Source organism: Kitasatospora sp. NPDC023385 (assembly GCF_055664045.1).
Genome location: NZ_JBVOOL010000038.1, coordinates 31,745 through 46,349, shown reverse-complemented (window position 1 = coordinate 46,349; position 14,605 = coordinate 31,745). Strand labels below are relative to the sequence as shown.

General features: G+C 75.8%; 13 protein-coding genes. 8 read left to right on the top strand and 5 right to left on the bottom strand.

Translation table 11 applies throughout. The annotated features are described in order from the left end of the window. Positions 1-132: 132 nt before the first annotated feature. Positions 133-528: a 3-oxoacyl-ACP synthase III family protein gene (locus AC0B61_RS33845; protein WP_471745828.1), complete on the top strand. Its 396-nt coding sequence runs from the start codon at positions 133-135 to the stop codon at positions 526-528. After that, entirely contained in the window at positions 525-1,280 is a 756-nt protein-coding gene (locus AC0B61_RS33840) for an SDR family NAD(P)-dependent oxidoreductase (RefSeq protein ID WP_471745826.1), read from the top strand. Before AC0B61_RS33845 ends, AC0B61_RS33840 begins: the two co-directional genes overlap by 4 nt. 705 nt (positions 1,281-1,985) lie before the next feature. Here the strand turns inward: AC0B61_RS33840 and tpx are convergent. After that, entirely contained in the window at positions 1,986-2,486 is a 501-nt protein-coding gene (gene tpx / locus AC0B61_RS33835) for a thiol peroxidase (RefSeq protein WP_471745824.1), read from the bottom strand. Between the two features lie 989 nt (positions 2,487-3,475). On the opposite strand from tpx, the gene AC0B61_RS33830 reads away from it, so the two are divergent. Next, entirely contained in the window at positions 3,476-4,246 is a 771-nt protein-coding gene (locus tag AC0B61_RS33830) for a hypothetical protein (RefSeq protein ID WP_471745822.1), read from the top strand. Here AC0B61_RS33830 and AC0B61_RS33825 read toward each other — a convergent pair. Continuing rightward, the gene (locus AC0B61_RS33825) at positions 4,239-4,601 is read right to left on the bottom strand and encodes a hypothetical protein (protein ID WP_471745821.1); all 363 of its coding nucleotides are present in this window, start codon (positions 4,599-4,601) and stop codon (positions 4,239-4,241) included. The genes AC0B61_RS33830 and AC0B61_RS33825 overlap by 8 nt on opposite strands. A gap of 294 nt (positions 4,602-4,895) precedes the next feature. Between AC0B61_RS33825 and AC0B61_RS33820 the strand changes: the two genes are divergently transcribed. Then, on the top strand, positions 4,896-5,243 hold the full coding sequence (locus tag AC0B61_RS33820; RefSeq protein WP_471745819.1) for a VOC family protein: 348 nt from the start codon (positions 4,896-4,898) through the stop codon (positions 5,241-5,243). Positions 5,244-5,790: 547 nt separating this feature from the next. Here AC0B61_RS33820 and AC0B61_RS33815 read toward each other — a convergent pair. The 3 genes from AC0B61_RS33815 to AC0B61_RS33805 form a co-directional block, all read right to left on the bottom strand. Beyond that, positions 5,791-6,816 carry a phosphotransferase family protein gene (locus tag AC0B61_RS33815; protein ID WP_471745817.1) on the bottom strand — a complete coding sequence of 342 codons (1,026 nt, stop codon included), beginning with the start codon at positions 6,814-6,816 and terminating at the stop codon, positions 5,791-5,793. Positions 6,817-6,967: 151 nt separating this feature from the next. Next, positions 6,968-7,324: an ArsR/SmtB family transcription factor gene (locus AC0B61_RS33810; protein WP_471745815.1), complete on the bottom strand. Its 357-nt coding sequence runs from the start codon at positions 7,322-7,324 to the stop codon at positions 6,968-6,970. Positions 7,325-7,691: 367 nt separating this feature from the next. Further along, positions 7,692-8,564, bottom strand: a complete 873-nt coding sequence (locus AC0B61_RS33805) for an AfsR/SARP family transcriptional regulator (RefSeq protein ID WP_471745813.1) — start codon at positions 8,562-8,564, stop codon at positions 7,692-7,694. Between the two features lie 755 nt (positions 8,565-9,319). Between AC0B61_RS33805 and AC0B61_RS33800 the strand changes: the two genes are divergently transcribed. From AC0B61_RS33800 to AC0B61_RS33785, 4 genes are all read left to right on the top strand, one after another. Beyond that, positions 9,320-10,531 carry an aminotransferase class I/II-fold pyridoxal phosphate-dependent enzyme gene (locus AC0B61_RS33800; RefSeq protein WP_471745811.1) on the top strand — a complete coding sequence of 404 codons (1,212 nt, stop codon included), beginning with the start codon at positions 9,320-9,322 and terminating at the stop codon, positions 10,529-10,531. Positions 10,532-10,718: 187 nt separating this feature from the next. Then, positions 10,719-11,954: a beta-ketoacyl-[acyl-carrier-protein] synthase family protein gene (locus AC0B61_RS33795; RefSeq protein ID WP_471745810.1), complete on the top strand. Its 1,236-nt coding sequence runs from the start codon at positions 10,719-10,721 to the stop codon at positions 11,952-11,954. Continuing rightward, positions 11,951-12,865 (top strand): MaoC/PaaZ C-terminal domain-containing protein, encoded by a 915-nt coding sequence (locus AC0B61_RS33790; protein WP_471745808.1) that lies wholly within the window; start codon positions 11,951-11,953, stop codon positions 12,863-12,865. The genes AC0B61_RS33795 and AC0B61_RS33790 overlap by 4 nt, the downstream gene beginning before the upstream one ends. Before the next feature lie 5 nt (positions 12,866-12,870). After that, positions 12,871-14,604, top strand: coding sequence for an AMP-binding protein (locus tag AC0B61_RS33785; protein WP_471745806.1), 1,734 nt, complete (start codon positions 12,871-12,873; stop codon positions 14,602-14,604). The last annotated feature ends 1 nt before the right edge of the window (position 14,605 follow it).

Sequence of the window (14,605 nt, the reverse complement as noted above, 5' to 3'; positions counted from 1 at the left end):
GTCGATCCTGGTGGGTGACGGGGCGGGGGCGGTGGTGTTGCAGCCGGGCGCGGTGGAGCGGATCCGGGCGTGGAACCTGGGTGCGGACGGCTCGTGAAAGAAGGTCTGAAGGTGTTGGCGGGTGGTTCGCGGATGCCCACCAGTGCGCAGACGGTGGCGCAGGGGCTGCACTACGCGCAGATCAACGGCAACGAGATCTACCTGAACGCGGTGCGGTACACGGTGCGTACGATCCGCGAGACGCTGGAGCAGGCGAAGGTCAGCGCGGTGGACGTGGACCATGTGGTGCCGCATCAGGCGAACATCCGCATCATCAACTCGGTGTTGTCGCATACGGGGATTCCCGCGGACCGGCTGGTGACGAACCTGGAGCGTTACGGCAACACGGCGTCGGGGTCGATTCCGATCGCGTTGTCGGAGGCGTTGGACGCGGGGCGGATCAAGGACGGGGACACGGTGCTGTTGGCCGGGTTCGGTGCGGGGATGACGTGGGGTTCGGTGCTGATGGAGTGGGGAGGGGCGCGGTGAGCGGCAGGGAGGCGTTCGGGGTGCGTCCGCCGGCGCCGGTGGCGTTGGTCACCGGGGCTTCGGGCGGGCTGGGCCGGGAGCTGGCGTTGGCCCTGGACGCGGCGGGGTGCCGGGTCGCGGTGCACTACAACAGTTCGCGGGCCGGGGCGCAGGAGGTCGCCGACCGGTTGGCCAACGAGCATGTGCTGGTCACCGGGGACGTGGCGGACTGGGAGGCGGTGAGCGCGATGTACGAGCAGGTGCGTGCGGCGCTGGGCCCGGTGGACGTGCTGGTCAACAACGGGGCGATCCGCAAGGACGCGCTGATGGCGATGCAGATCCCGGCGGAGTGGCGCCGGGTGATCGACACGAACCTGGTCGGTTCCTTCCACACCGCGCGGGCGTGTGTGCCGGCGATGCTGCGGGCGCGGTGGGGGCGGGTCGTCAACATCGTGTCGCCGTCGGCGTTGATCGCCACCGCCGGGCAGACCGCCTACGCGGCGTCCAAGGCCGGTCTGATCGGGTTGACGCGTACCCTGGCGGCCGAATGCGGGCGGCGGGGGGTGACCGTCAACGCCCTCTCACCCGGCTTCATGATCACCGGGATGACCGACACCCTGCCCGAGCACGTGGTGGCCGGCATGCGCGAGAAGGTCCCCGTCCCGCGGTTCGTCACCCCGGGCGAGGTCGCCCGCTCGATCACCCTGTTCCTCGACCAGGACTGCATGACCGGCCAGGTCGTCAGCATCGACTCCGGCGCCTCCATCACCTGACCCCCGGCCCCGGCCCCCGGGGCCCGGGCCACCGCCCCCTGTCCCCGGGCCACCGCCCGCGGGGCCGGGGGCGGCGCCGCACCCCGCACCGCCCGGGGGCGGGGTGCGGGCCTGTCGGGGTGTGGGCGGATGCCCTGCGGGATCTGCGGTGAGCCCGCGGTGGGCCCGGGGGCGGCGCCGGGCACGCCCCGGTCCCGGGGCGCCTGGGCTTCGCCTGGGTGGCGGCGGCGCCCCGGTGGCGGGGATACGCCGTGACGTCCGGGTGCGCCGCGGACGGTGGCCCGGCGCCGCCCGCAGGCGCACTGCCCAGGGCGGTGGGGGTCGGGCACAGGGGCCGAGCGCCGCACCTCACGACCGCTCGGCTACTCCCGCGACACCGCCACAGCGCCACACCGCCACAGCGCGACAGCGCGACACGGCGGCAGCGGCAGGTCCTTGTCGCGGACTTGGCGCGGGATGACGGGCATAGGGCGGGGGGTGTCGTCCCGGCTGGGCAAGCCCCCCGGGAAGCGGAAAGCGCCCCGAATGGCAGCTCGAGGCGGCCCGAGGCGAAGCCCGAGGCGGCCTGGATGGGGTCCGAAGCGCCTGGAAACGGCGGCGGCCCGCCCCTGGTGCCGTCCTGCCGGGGCGGGACGGCAGACCGGGGGCGGGCCGGCGTTGACGCCCGTTGGGCGCAACGGGCGCGCAAGGGGTGTGCGGGGTGGGCTAGTTGAGGGCGGCGAGCGCGGCCTCGTAGTTCGGCTCGTCGGCGATCTCCGCGACGAGTTCGGTGTGCAGGACGGTGTCGTTCTCGTCCAGGACGACGACGGCACGCGCGGTCAGGCCGGCCAGCGGGCCGGAGTTGATGGCCACGCCGTAGGCGTCGTGGAAGTCGCGTCCGCGCACGGTGGAGAGGGTCTTGACGTTCTCCAGGCCTTCGGCGCCGCAGAAGCGGGCCTGCGCGAACGGCAGGTCCGCGGAGATGCACAGCACCACGGTGTTCTCCAGCGCGCCGACCTGGGCGTTGAAGGTGCGTACCGACGTCGCGCAGGTGGGGGTGTCGATGCTGGGGAAGATGTTGAGGACCTTGCGTGCGCCCGCGAAGTCCTTCAGCGAGGTGTCCGCCAGCCCCGCGCCGACCAGTGTGAACGCCGGCGCCTGGCTGCCGGCCGCGGGCAGCGCGCCGCCGACCTCGACCGGGTTCCCCTTCAGCGTGACCTGAGCCATGAAAAGCCTCCTACCAGCGGTATACGGGTGTGCAACGCCGCCGATCCTACTGCCCGCCCCGCAACGGCCCGCCGGGTGACCACCGACCGGACACCGCCGGCCCCGCACCGGGCCCGCACCGGGCCTGCGCGGGGCCGGCGCGGGGCGCCCGGCGGGCACGCGTCCCGACGGCGCGCGGGGTGCGGCGGCGGACCGGGCCGCGCCATCGGGACGCCCGCCCGCCCGCCCGGGTTCGCGGCAGCTGCCCGCCGTTCCCCGCCGTCCCCCGCTCCCGGCCACCGGACGGATGGGGATGGGCGACGCCGCACGCACCAGGTGGAGCCCCGGCGAACTCGACGCCTGCGCCGGAGGGTTCTCCTTCGACCGTGGCGACCAGCCCGCGCCAATCCGCGCCAATCCGCGCCAATCCGCGCCAATCCGCGCCACCTGCGCCAATCCGCGCCAGTCCGCGCCGCCTGTGCCTTCGACGCGGGACCGAGGGCCGTCCTCCTGGTCGGCGGCCTCTGTTCCAGGCGGCCCGCTTCCGGTCCTCCAGGTCCCCGCCGGTTCCGGGAGCCCGGCCGTGCCATGGAGGCCGTCGCCATCGCCCGCGCCGCCCTGGAAGCCACCCGCAAGGCCGCGGCTACCGTCGCCGTGTTCTGCTGTACGGCCGCCTCGCGCCGGGCGGGGCGGCCTCCGGTGAAGCCACCCGCGACGCCTTCGGCCGACTGCCACCTGGCGGCCGGCCGCCCCGAGCAGGCCACAGCAGCTGCCGCCGACCCGGGCCCTGGACCTCGACGACGTCACCTGCCCTCGCTGGGCCGCCTGTCTGGAGGCTTCGCACCACCGTGGCCGGAGCAGGCCTTCCGCAGAGCGAGGCCTTCGGAGAACGCCAGGACGAGATGACCGCCGGCTGACAGGAGCGGACCCGCCTGTGGACGCCGCCCACGCTCACCGTCGCCTCCTGCACCCACGCGGACTTCGCCCGCGTCGAACAGCAACCGATCGACGTGTACGCCGAGGTCTACGAGACGCAGGCCGCCACCGACCCGTGCTTCTCCGTCGACCGGTTCACCGCGCGCCTGCACGCACACGCCGCCGCCCCGCGCCGGGGCTGCGCGCTGGGCGAGGTCGACGGAGAGCCCGTCGGCTGCGGGTACGGCTTCGCCCGCACCGCCGGCTGCCGGTGGAACGGTCTGCTCACTGAGGCGCCGGCCGACGACCTCGTGGAGACCGGCACCCGGGCCTTCGCCCTGTGTGAGGTGATGGTCCGCGCCCCGTGGCGGGGAAGCGGCATCGCCCTCACCCCCGGCGCGGAACTGCGCTCCCACCGCGTCGAGGAGCGCTCCCGCCTCCTCGTGGAGGAGACCCACCCCATCGTCCGCGCCCGGTACGAGCGCTGGGGCCACCACCGGATGGGCGCCGTGCAGCCCTGCCCGGACGCCCCCCGGTACGGCTCGATGCTCCCTCCGATCCCCTGCACGGCCGGACCGGCGCGGCGCGGGCCGCCCCCGCCCCCACCGACGTCACCGGCGCCCCGGTCGTCCTCGCCGCCGAACCCGACGCCCGCCCGCCCACGCGGTGCGACCCGTGGCAACCGCCCTCCCCGCGCGGCGCCACGCCCGAAGCCCGGACGCACCGCCCCGGCGAGGCGGTGCGTCCGGGCTTCGGGCCGTCCGCGTGGCGATGAGGGCGGGCGGCCCCTCCTCGGCCCGGGTGTGCCGGGCGGGGCCCGGTGGGGGAGTGCCCCCGTCACGGGACGGGGGCCGGTGCTCAGTTGAGGACCACGACGTCGGTGCGCATCGGCAGCGGGCTGTTCCAGCCGATGCTGATCTTGAACGTCACCACGCCGTTGCCGGGGGCGATGCTCGACACCTGGAAGGGCGCGGCGCCGACGAGCCGGTGCCCGTTGCCGTCGATCTCGCCGGCGGTGACGACGACCGTCGAGTCGGCCCCGATGACGTTCCAGGGGATCTGCAGGTTGAACGTGCCGTTGCCCGGGGTCCACGTCCACCACCCCCGCCACACCGCGCCGACGTTGCCGCCGGTCACCGCGAGGGGCCGGTCCGTACCGGGGAGCTGTGAACTGCCCGCGATGTGCGGGGCCTGGGAGGTGGAAGACTCGGCTGCGGCCATGACGGCTCCCCTCGCGCCGGGACAGCTCCCACGAGCCACCCGGATACGCTGAGTGTCCACTGATGCGCTCAGAGCAACAATCACTCGTGCGAGTGAACCCGGCGTGTCGCAGGGGGCCGGCAGCCCCGCCCTGCGCGCCCGCCCCGCCCTGCGCGCCCGGACCGCCTGGAGTGTCCGGACCGCCTGGAGTGTCCGGCGTTTCGAGGGCGCGTCACCGAAAGGGCGTGCGGCGGCGGACGTGGCGTAGTACCCCTGGGGACGCCAGGACAGGTTCGTTCCCGTGGGGAGTCATCGATGGCCGTTCGCCGTGTCGTGCCCAACATCCGCTCGCAGGCCGTGGGGGAGAGCCGGGAGTTCTACGGCCTGCTGGGCCTGGAGGAGGTCATGGACCACGGCTGGATCGTGACGCTCGCCTCCCCGTCCAGCCCGGCGGCGCAGATCAGCGTGATGACCGGCGACAGGACCGCGCCGGTCGACCCCGACCTGAGCATCGAGGTGGACGACGTGGACGCGGCCTACACGGTCATGCGCGACAGCGGCGCGCAGATCCTCCACCCCCTGCAGGACGAGGAGTGGGGCGTACGGCGGTTCTTCGTCCGCGACCCCAGCGGACGGGTGGTCAACGTGCTCGGCCACCGCTGACACCCCCGCCCGCCCGCACCGGCACACCGCCGCCCCCGTGCCGGGGCTGCGCACGCGGCAGCACCGGCGGTGGGCCCCGCCGGCTGCGCGTACGGCTTCGCCCGTACGGCGAGCTACCGGTGGAAGCGGCCCGCTCGCCGAGGTGGTGGTCCGCGCCTCCTGGTGCGGAGCGGGACGGCGGAGGACCGCGCCAAGGTCGGTGCCCGGTGGGAGTGTTGGGGCCGGCAGGGGGCGGGTGCCGTGCGGCCGTGTCCGGACGCTCCCGCTGCGGCTCGGTGCTGTGTCCGGTCCGCTGCGCGGCCGGTTCGGCGCGGTGCGGGACGGTTCCCGGCGCCGGCGCTATCACGGTCACCGGTTTCGGCGCCGGAGTCCGGGTCGTCCTCGCCGCCCGCCTGCGCGAGGCGCCCGGCCGGGAAATCCGAGGCGGGCGTCGCGCCGAGCTTCTCGCGGTCCGGACGGCCGGTCCTGCGGTGTGACGGCCTGGGGAGAGTGCCCTCGCCGTGTGGCCCATGCCCTGCCCGGGTGCGGCGCGCTGGTGGCCGGGTGGTCAGGTGTGGTGGTCGAGGAGGGCGTGCAGGTAGTCCTCCAGGCGGGTGGTCAGGACGGCGGGGGTGAGGTCGGTGCGGCCCAGGTCGCGCCAGGGGCCGGCGACCTTGTGCGCGTCGGGGGCGAAGGCGAGGGCGTCCAGCAGGCGCCAGTACAGGTGGTCGCCGTCGTCGGCGAGGGGGGCGCCCGCGGTGCGGTAGCGGTCGGCGAAGGCCAGGCCGGCGGCGGGGCCGTGCAGCAGGGCCAGGGTGGTGGAGCAGTGGGCGACGTCGAGGTCGGCCGGGCCCCAGGAGGTCTCCACCCAGTCGACGACGCCGCTGACCGCCAGGGTGGCGCCCGCACCGGTGAACAGCACGTTGCCGGGGTGGAAGTCGCGGTGCAGGAAGCACGGGCGGTAGCGGGGCGCCTCGCGGCGGATCCCCTCCACCGCCCGCGCCCACAGTCCGGGGCGCGCCGTGCCGGCCGGGACCTGGACGCGCTCGGGCCCGGTCCACGCCTGCCAGACGCGCGGGCGCCGGTCCACGGTGACCTGGACGGCGTGGACGGCGGCCAGTTGGGCGGCCAGCAGGTCCGCGCGCCGCGCGACGTCCTGGTCCTCGGCCACCCGTACCCGGCCCGGCAGATGGGTCATCACCAGCGACGGGTGGTCGCAGCGGGCGCCGTGCGCGTCCACCGCGCGCAGCCGCGCGGCCGGCACGCCACCGTCCTCCAGCAGGCGCAGCACGCCGGCCTCGCGGGCCAGCAGGGCCGGGGCGTGGCGGCGGTAGAACGGCTTGACGAAGGAGCGCAGCACCAGCGCGTACGGGTCGGCGCCGCCGGGGCGTTCCACGTCCAGGCGGCGCATCCGCGAGGTCCACCCGCCCTGCAGGGCGGTCACCTTCGCGATCCGCTCGCCGGGCGCGAGCGCGTCCTGGACCCACCGCACGGTCGCGGCCCAGCCCCGACCCCCGCCGCCGCCCCCGCCGCCGTCGTCCCCGCTGCCGTCCGTGTCGGCGCCGTCCGGGCGGCCGCCGTCGTTCCCGATCACGGGCGGACAGCCTACGCCCGGCCCGCGGGCGCCCCGGCGCCGGGGCGCCCGCGGACCGCCGCACGGGCCGCGCCGCAGGGCAGCCCACCCGGGCCCGGGCCCGGGTGGGCTGCGGGCGTCTACCTACGTGCCGTGGCCGGCTGCCGGTTCGTCACGCCGTCACGCCGTCTCGGCGGGCCTCGGCGTCCGCGGCGGCCACCACCGCCGCCAGCAGCCCCGGGAAGCGGTCCTCCAGTTCCTCGCTGCGCAGCGCGTTCATCTTGGTGGTGCCCACGTAGTACTGGCGCAGCAGTCCCGCCTCGCGCAGCACGCTGAAGTGGTGGCTGGAGGTGGAGCGGCCGACCGGAAGCTCGAAGGAACCGCAGCTGAGGTCGGACCCCGAGTGCGCGAGTGTGCGTACCACCGACCTGCGGGCCGGATCAGCGAGCGCGTCCAGTACCTGCTGGACGCTCACGTCCTCCACACCAGGGTGCTCGATCACCCGCGCCGCCACGCGTGCCCGTCCCACACCCACCACCCCTTCCCACCGCTCGACCCCCGTCCGTCCCGTGGTCAAGAACCGCGCCGTGCGCGCGACTTCACGCCCCGACGCTACTACGCCCGGCCCGCCTGCCACGCCCACCGCAACACCTGCGCAACACGCCCGCCGGGGCAGGGGCGCACTCGCGGGGCGCGCACCCGGGCCCGGGCGGGGCGCGCACCCGCGCCCGGGCGCCGCACGGCGCCGCACGCGGCGGGCACGGCGGGCGGCAGCCGGCAGCCGCCGCCCGCCGCGGGGCCGCGCGCCGCACAGCCGCCCAACCGCCGCCCGCCGCAGGGCCGTTCGGCGGCCGCCCGCCGCAGGGCCGCCCAACTGCCGCCCGCCGCGGGGCCGTTCAGGCGGCGCGTACCGGGTTGGGCGCCGGGCGCGGCAGGCGGGTGAGGGCCAGCGGCTCGAAGATGCCCATCAGTACCGGGTCCACCGCCCGCACCGCCGCCGGCGCGGGCGGCACGGGAGCGGGGCTGCGCAGCAGCGCGAGGTAGAGCTCCTGGGTCTCGGCGGCCGGATCGATGCCCAGCTCCTCGGCCAGCACCCGGCGCAACTGCTGGTAGCAGCGCAGCGCCTCGGCCCGGTTGCCGCAGGCCGCCAGCGCCTCCATGCGGCAGCGGTAGGCGCTCTCCCGGAACGGCGCGCGGCGCACCGCCTCCTCCGCCCAGCGCAGCGCGTGGTGCTCCTCCCCGAGGACGGAGGCCGCCAGGCTCGCGGTCTCCAGCGCGCTGATGCGCAGTTCGTCCACGTGCTCGCGCACCCCCTGCGCCCACTCGCCCTCGTGGTCGGGCAGGAACGAGCCGCGCAGGTTCGCCAGCGCCCCGGCGGCCAACTGCTGGGCCACCGCGTGGCTGCCCGCCGCCAGCGCCTCGCCGGCCTCGCCCACGGCCGAGGCCGCGGCCTCCAGGTCCACCGCCGCGTCCGCGGGCAGGCGCAGCACGTAGCGCCCGCCCTGGGCGATCAGCGGCGTGGCACCGGGGCCCTGCCCCGGGTCGGTGACGAAGGCCCGCACCCGGCTCACCACGCTGCGCAGCGCCGAGGCCCACGTGTCGGGCAGGCCGTCGGGCCAGATGGTGTCGGCCAGCTGGTCGCGGCTGGTGCCGCCGGAACGCTCCAGCACCAGGCGCGCGAACGCCACCTGCGCCTGGGCGCTGGACAGGTGCTGCGGGGCACCGTCCTCGTGCTCGATCGCCACCAGACCGGTGAGGCGGATCAGCATCGCCGCGCCCCCGATCTTTCGGACGGACTGTCTTCCCTGAAGCCGTTCAACGTAGCTCCAACCCCCTTGAGCCAAAGCGGAAGTGACGGCCCGTGCCGGGCCGTCGGCATGGGAAAGCATGAAAAACCTGGACCGGAACGATTCACCGCCGACCAGCCGTTCGGGTTTCAGCGGTTTTCGACCATACATTCGCCGCGAGGCGCGGTGTCAACACCGGCCGCGAAAACATACCCGCCGGCCGGTCGATGCGTCGTGGACGCAGTGTTTCCGCACGTCAGAGCGTTACCGCAGGCCGGTAAAGCGGCTATTGCGGACGCCTTGCGCATCCTGGCGTAGAAATGTAGCCATCCTTGAGCACCCCGCGTGAACGCTTCGAGAAAACCCGCCCGAAGCCGCCCGCGCCACCTCCCGCACCGCTCCCGACGGAAAGAAACCGGAATCCGCCCGACAGTGAACCGGACGGAAACCGGAAACGAACCGGGGACGCGGAAAAGGGCGGCGGCCCGCAGCGCGACGCCGACCGCCCGCGAACACCACGAAACAGCGCACACCGAGAAACAGCGCACACCGAGAAACCCGCGAGCACCGTCAGTACCGCGAGCACCGTCAGCACCGTGAAGACCGCGCACCCCGTGAGCACCGCGCACCCCGTGAAGACAGCGCACCCCGTGAAGACAGCGCACCCCGTGAACACCGTGAAGTCCGTGACCACCGTGAAGTCCGTGAAGCCGTGAAGCCGTGAAGGAGAAACGCCCGTGAACGCCACCGGAGCATGGGACCGCCTGGAGCCGAAGCTCGCCGCAACGAATGCCCGGGTGGCCGCGCTGGAGTCCGACCCCTCCCGGCGCAACAGCTTCGTCGCCTACACGATGGAACGCGACAGCGCCTACTGCGACCTGGACGGCGAGCGCCTGCTCATGATGTCCGGCTACAGCTACCTGGGCCTGGCCGGCGACGAGCGCGTGGTGGCCGCCGCGAAGGCCGCCGTCGACGTCTACGGCACCGGCAACCACGGCGTGCGCGCCCTGGCCGGCACCATCCCGCTGCACGAGGAACTGGAGGCCGAGATCGCCCGGTTCGCCGGCCGCGAGCGCGCCCTGGTCTTCGGATCCGGCTACGCCGCCAACGTCGGCACCGTCGGCGCCCTGGTCGGCCAGGGCGACACCGTCCTGATCGACAAGTACGACCACGCCTCCATCGTCGACGGCTGCCGCCTGTCGGGCGCCACCGTCACCCGCTTTCGCCACAACGACGTCGAGCACCTGGAACGCCGCCTCAAGGCCGCCTCCCCCACCGGGGTGCGCCTGGTGATCGTCGACAGCGTCTACTCCATGGACGGCGACATCGCCCCGCTGCCCGAGCTGCGCGAGGTCTGCGACCGCTACGACGCCCTGCTGATGGTCGACGAGGCCCACGCGCTGGGCGTCATCGGCGCCGCCGGCGGCGGCATCGAGGAGCACTTCGGCCACCGGGTGCGCGTCGACGTCAAACTCGGCACCCTCTCCAAGGCCGTCCCCTCCATGGGCGGCTGGGTCGCCGGCAGCCACGACCTCATCGGCCACCTGCGCTACGCCGCCCGCCCGTTCCTCTTCTCCGCCGCCCTGGGCCCCGCCCAGACCGGCGCCGCGCTGGAGTCCCTGCGGATCCTGCGCCGCGAACCCGAGCGCGTCACCCACATCCAGACCCAGGCCGCCCGCCTGCGCACGCGCCTGAACGCCGCCGGCATCTCCACCATGGACTCCAGCACCGCCGTGCTGCCCGTCATCGCCGGCAGCGACGACGCCGCCTACGACTACGCCACCGCCTGCCGCAAGGCCGGCGTCATCGGCCTGCCCGTCGTCACCCCCGCCGTGCCCAACGACCTGGCCCGCCTGCGCATCGCGGTCACCGCCCGCCACACCGCCGCCGACATCGACTTCGCGGCCGAGGCGTTCCTGACCGCCGCCGCCCAGACCGGCCTGATCTGACCCACCCCCCGCCGCGCACGGCCCGCAACCGCACCACCCGCCCGCCGTACGCCCCGCACGCCCGGCGGCCGTACGCCCCGTACGCCCCGTACGCCCGCCCGCCGTACGCCCCGCACGCCCGGCCCGCGCCCGCGCCCGCCTGTACGCCCTGCCCCTGTACGCCCGCCCCCAGAGAGGAGAGGACGCCATGGCCCCCCGTACCCGCCCGCCGATCGCCGTCACCGGCCTCGGCGTGGTCAGTCCCGCCGGCCACACCGTGGAGGAGTTCTGGCGCACCGTCGTCTCCGGGCGCTCCACCGCCACCGCCCTGAGCGACCCGGCACTGGCCCGTCACCGGGTGCGCCTGGGCTGCCGGGTGAGCGCCCTGCCCCAGGACGGGCCGGTGCCCGCCAAGGACGCCCGCCGCCTGGACCCGTTCGCCCTCTACGGCACCCTCGCGGCGCTGGCCGCCCACCGGGACGCCGGCCGTCCCGAGCCGGAACCCGGGCGCAGCGCGATCGTGGTCGGCAACGCGGTGGGCGGGCGCACCACCAGCGACCGCGAGTCGGCCCTGTACGCCGGGCACGGGCCGCTGCGGGTGTCCCCGCTGATGCCGCTGGTGACGATGCCCAACGCGGCCGCCGCGCAGATCGCCATGCGCCTGGGATGGAGCGGGCCGGCGCTGACCATCGCGACGACCTGCGCCTCCAGCGCGGACGCGATCGGCCACGGCGCGCTGCTGCTGGAGAGCGGACGCGCGGACGTGGTCGTCGCCGGCGGCTGCGAGGCGACGCTGACCCCGGTCACCCTCGCGGCGTTCGGCAACCTCGGCGCGCACTCCCAGCGCAACGACGACCCCGCCCGCGCCTCACGGCCCTTCGACACCGAACGCGACGGCTTCGTGATGGGCGAGGGCGCCGGCTTCCTCGTCCTGGAGCGCCTGCACGACGCCCGCGCCCGCGGCGCCCGCCCCTACGCCCTGCTCGCCGGGTACGGCTCCAGCTCGGACGCCTACCACCTGTCCAACCCGCGTCCCGACGGCGCCGGCGCGGTGGCCGCGATGCGGGCGGCCCTGGCCGACGCCGCCCTCACGGCCGCCGACATCGCCCACGTCAACGCCCACGGCACCTCCACCGTGCACAACGACCGCGCCGAAGCCGCCGCCCTGCGCGCCGTGTTCGGGCCCCACGGCGTGCCGGTCACCTCCACCAAGGGCGCCGTGGGCCACCTGATCGGCGCCGCCGGCGCCGTCGAGCTGATCGCCGCCGTCCAGGCCATGAACACCCGGCACGTACCTCCCACCGCCAACCACGAGAAGACCGAGGAGGGCCTGGACCTCGACGTCGTGCACACCGCCGCCCGCCCGGTGCGCAACGGCGCGGCATTGTCCAACTCCTTCGGCTTCGGCGGCCACAACTCGACCCTGGTGGTGACCCCGCTATGACCACACCCACGACCACACCCACGACCACACCCGCCCCCGCGACGCCCGCGACGCCCGCGCCCACGGGCACGACGGCCGCAACGCCCGCGCCTGCCGGGCCGGCGCACCGCATCCGGCTGACCGTCACCGAGCAGGACCTGGCCGCCTACCGCGCCGCCGCCCGCACCGGCCTGGGCCCGCCCGCCCGCCCCGGCGCCGCCCCCGCCCACCCCTTCGTCGCCGCCCACGCCCTGGCCCGGCACACCGTCACCGCCCTGACCGCCGGCGACGCGGGATTCACCGGCGTGGTCCACCTCGCCCAGGAGATCCACACCCACACCCCCCTGACCGCCGGCGACCTCGACGTCCACGTCGAGGTGACCGCCGTGCGCCGCGAGGCCCGCGGCACCCGCCTGGCCCTGACCACCCGCCTCACCGACGCCGCCACCGGCGCCCCCGTCGCCGACCTCGCCACCGCCGCCCTGCTCCTGGGCGCCACCGGCACCGACCCCCACGGCACCCTCCCGGCGCCCACCCACCCCGGCACCACCCCCGACGCCCCGCCCCTGACCCTCACCCACACCCTCACCACCGCCGACACCGCCGCCTACGCCCACGCCTCCGGCGACCTCAACCCCATCCACCTCGACGACACCGCCGCCCGGGCCGCCGGCTTCCCCGCCGCCATCGCCCACGGCATGCACCTCCTCGCCCTGGCCGCCGAGGAGATCACCGACCGCCACGCCGACGGCGACCCCGCCCGCCTGACCGCCCTCGGCGCCCGCTTCGCCGCCCCCACCCACCCCCACACCCCGCTGCGCCTGACCCTGCAGCCCTACGACCGGGCCACGGTGGTGCGCTTCACCCTCGCCACCGACGCGGGCACCGCCGTCAAGGCCGGCTGGGCGCGCATCGCACCGGCGGGGGAGTGAGCGCCATGACCGCCACACCCGCCATGACCGCCACACCCGCCGAGACCACCCCGGCCGCCGGGACCACCCCGGCCGCCGGGACCACCCCGGCCGCCGGGACCACCCCGGCCGCCGGGACCACCCCGGCCGCCGGGACCACCCCGGCCGCCGAGACCGCCGCGCCCGCCGCGCCCGCCCTGGCCGATGACACCGCCGCGTCCGCCGTGGCGCCGCTGACGCTGCCCGACGCGTTCACCGCGCACGCCCGCACCCGGCCCCACGCGCCCGCCCTGCTGTGGCACGACCAGAGCGTCAGCTACGGCGAACTCGCCGCCCTCGCCCACGCCGAACGCGCCCGCCTGGCCGCGCTGGACCTCGCCCCGGGCGAACCGGTGGGCCTGCTCGCCGTCAAGTCACCCGCCGCGATCGCCCTGGTCCTGGCCTGCCTGATGGAGCGCCGCCCCTTCCTGCTGCCCTCCCCGCAGCTCGCCCCGGCCCTGCTGGCCGCCCTGTTCGCCCAGGCCGGCGCCCGCCGCCTGCTCACCCCCCGCGGCCAGGACGCCCCCGACCTGCCCGTCCCCGCCCGGCCCGCCCCGGTGCCCACCCTGGCGGCCGGCACCTCCTTCCTGCTCACCACCTCCGGCTCCACCGGCCTGCCCAAGATCGTCCCGCTCGCGCAGGGCCGCGTCGACCGCTTCACCGCCTGGGCCCACGACACCTTCGACCTCGGCCCCGGCCGCACCGTCGCCAACTACGCGCCCCTGAACTTCGACCTCGCCCTGCTCGACGTGTGGGCCACCCTCGCCGCCGGCGGCACCTGCCTGCTCATCGACCCCGCCCACGCCCTCAACGCCCGCCACCTGCTCGCCCAACTCACCCGCCACCGCCCGCACGTGCTGCAGGCCGTCCCCCTGGCCTACGCCCTGCTCGTCCAGGCCGCCCGCACCGACACCGTCCTGGACAGCGTCGAACACGCCGCGTTCACCGGCGACGCCATCGACGCCCGCACCCTGGCCGCCCTGCCCGCCCTGCTGCCCGCCGCCCGGCTGTACAACATCTACGGCTGCACCGAGACCAACGACAGCCTCCTGCACCGCCTGGACCGCCTGGACGCCGCCGCCCTGCCCGTACCCCTGGGAACGCCGCTGCCCGGCGTCCGCACCCTCATCGCCACCCCCGACGGCACCGCCCTGCACGGTGCGGGCAGCGGCGAACTGTACGTCTCCACCCCCTTCCAGGCCGCCGGCTACCTCGACCGCTCCCGCGACGCCGGCCGCTTCACCACCCGGCCCGAAGGCGCCGGACCGGGCCGGCGCTGGTTTCGCACCGGCGACCTCGTCACCCGCGACGAGCAGGGCCGCGTCCACCTCACCGGCCGCGCCGACTTCCAGGTCAAGGTCCGCGGCACCGCCGTCAACACCGCCGAGGTCGAACGCGTCCTGCTCGCCCACCCCGAGGTCCGCGAAGCCGCCGTCGCCGCCCAGCCCGACCCGCTGACCGGCAACCGCCTGCACGCCGCCGTCCAACGCGCCCCCGGCTGCGCCCTCAACACCCTCACCCTGCGCGAGTACCTGGCCCGCAACCTGCCGCGCGCCGCCGTCCCCGAGAAACTCGCCGTCCACGACGCCCCGCTGCCCAAGACCGCCACCGGCAAGGTCGACCGCAAGGCCGTCCTGCCCGCGACCACCCCCACCCCCACGACCACCCCCACGACCACACCCGCACCCGTAACACCGACCACGACCACGCCTGCGCCGTAAG

Bases quoted from the DNA above. Each gene is read 5' to 3' on its own strand.
- AC0B61_RS33845 (WP_471745828.1), top strand. From the start codon at position 133: ATGCCCACCAGTGCGCAGACGGTGGCGCAGGGGCTGCACTACGCGCAG.
- tpx (WP_471745824.1), bottom strand. From the start codon at position 2,486: ATGGCTCAGGTCACGCTGAAGGGGAACCCGGTCGAGGTCGGCGGCGCG.
- AC0B61_RS33825 (WP_471745821.1), bottom strand. From the start codon at position 4,601: ATGGCCGCAGCCGAGTCTTCCACCTCCCAGGCCCCGCACATCGCGGGC.
- AC0B61_RS33820 (WP_471745819.1), top strand. From the start codon at position 4,896: ATGGCCGTTCGCCGTGTCGTGCCCAACATCCGCTCGCAGGCCGTGGGG.
- AC0B61_RS33805 (WP_471745813.1), bottom strand. From the start codon at position 8,564: ATGCTGATCCGCCTCACCGGTCTGGTGGCGATCGAGCACGAGGACGGT.
- AC0B61_RS33795 (WP_471745810.1), top strand. From the start codon at position 10,719: ATGGCCCCCCGTACCCGCCCGCCGATCGCCGTCACCGGCCTCGGCGTG.
- AC0B61_RS33790 (WP_471745808.1), top strand. From the start codon at position 11,951: ATGACCACACCCACGACCACACCCACGACCACACCCGCCCCCGCGACG.
- AC0B61_RS33785 (WP_471745806.1), top strand. From the start codon at position 12,871: ATGACCGCCACACCCGCCATGACCGCCACACCCGCCGAGACCACCCCG.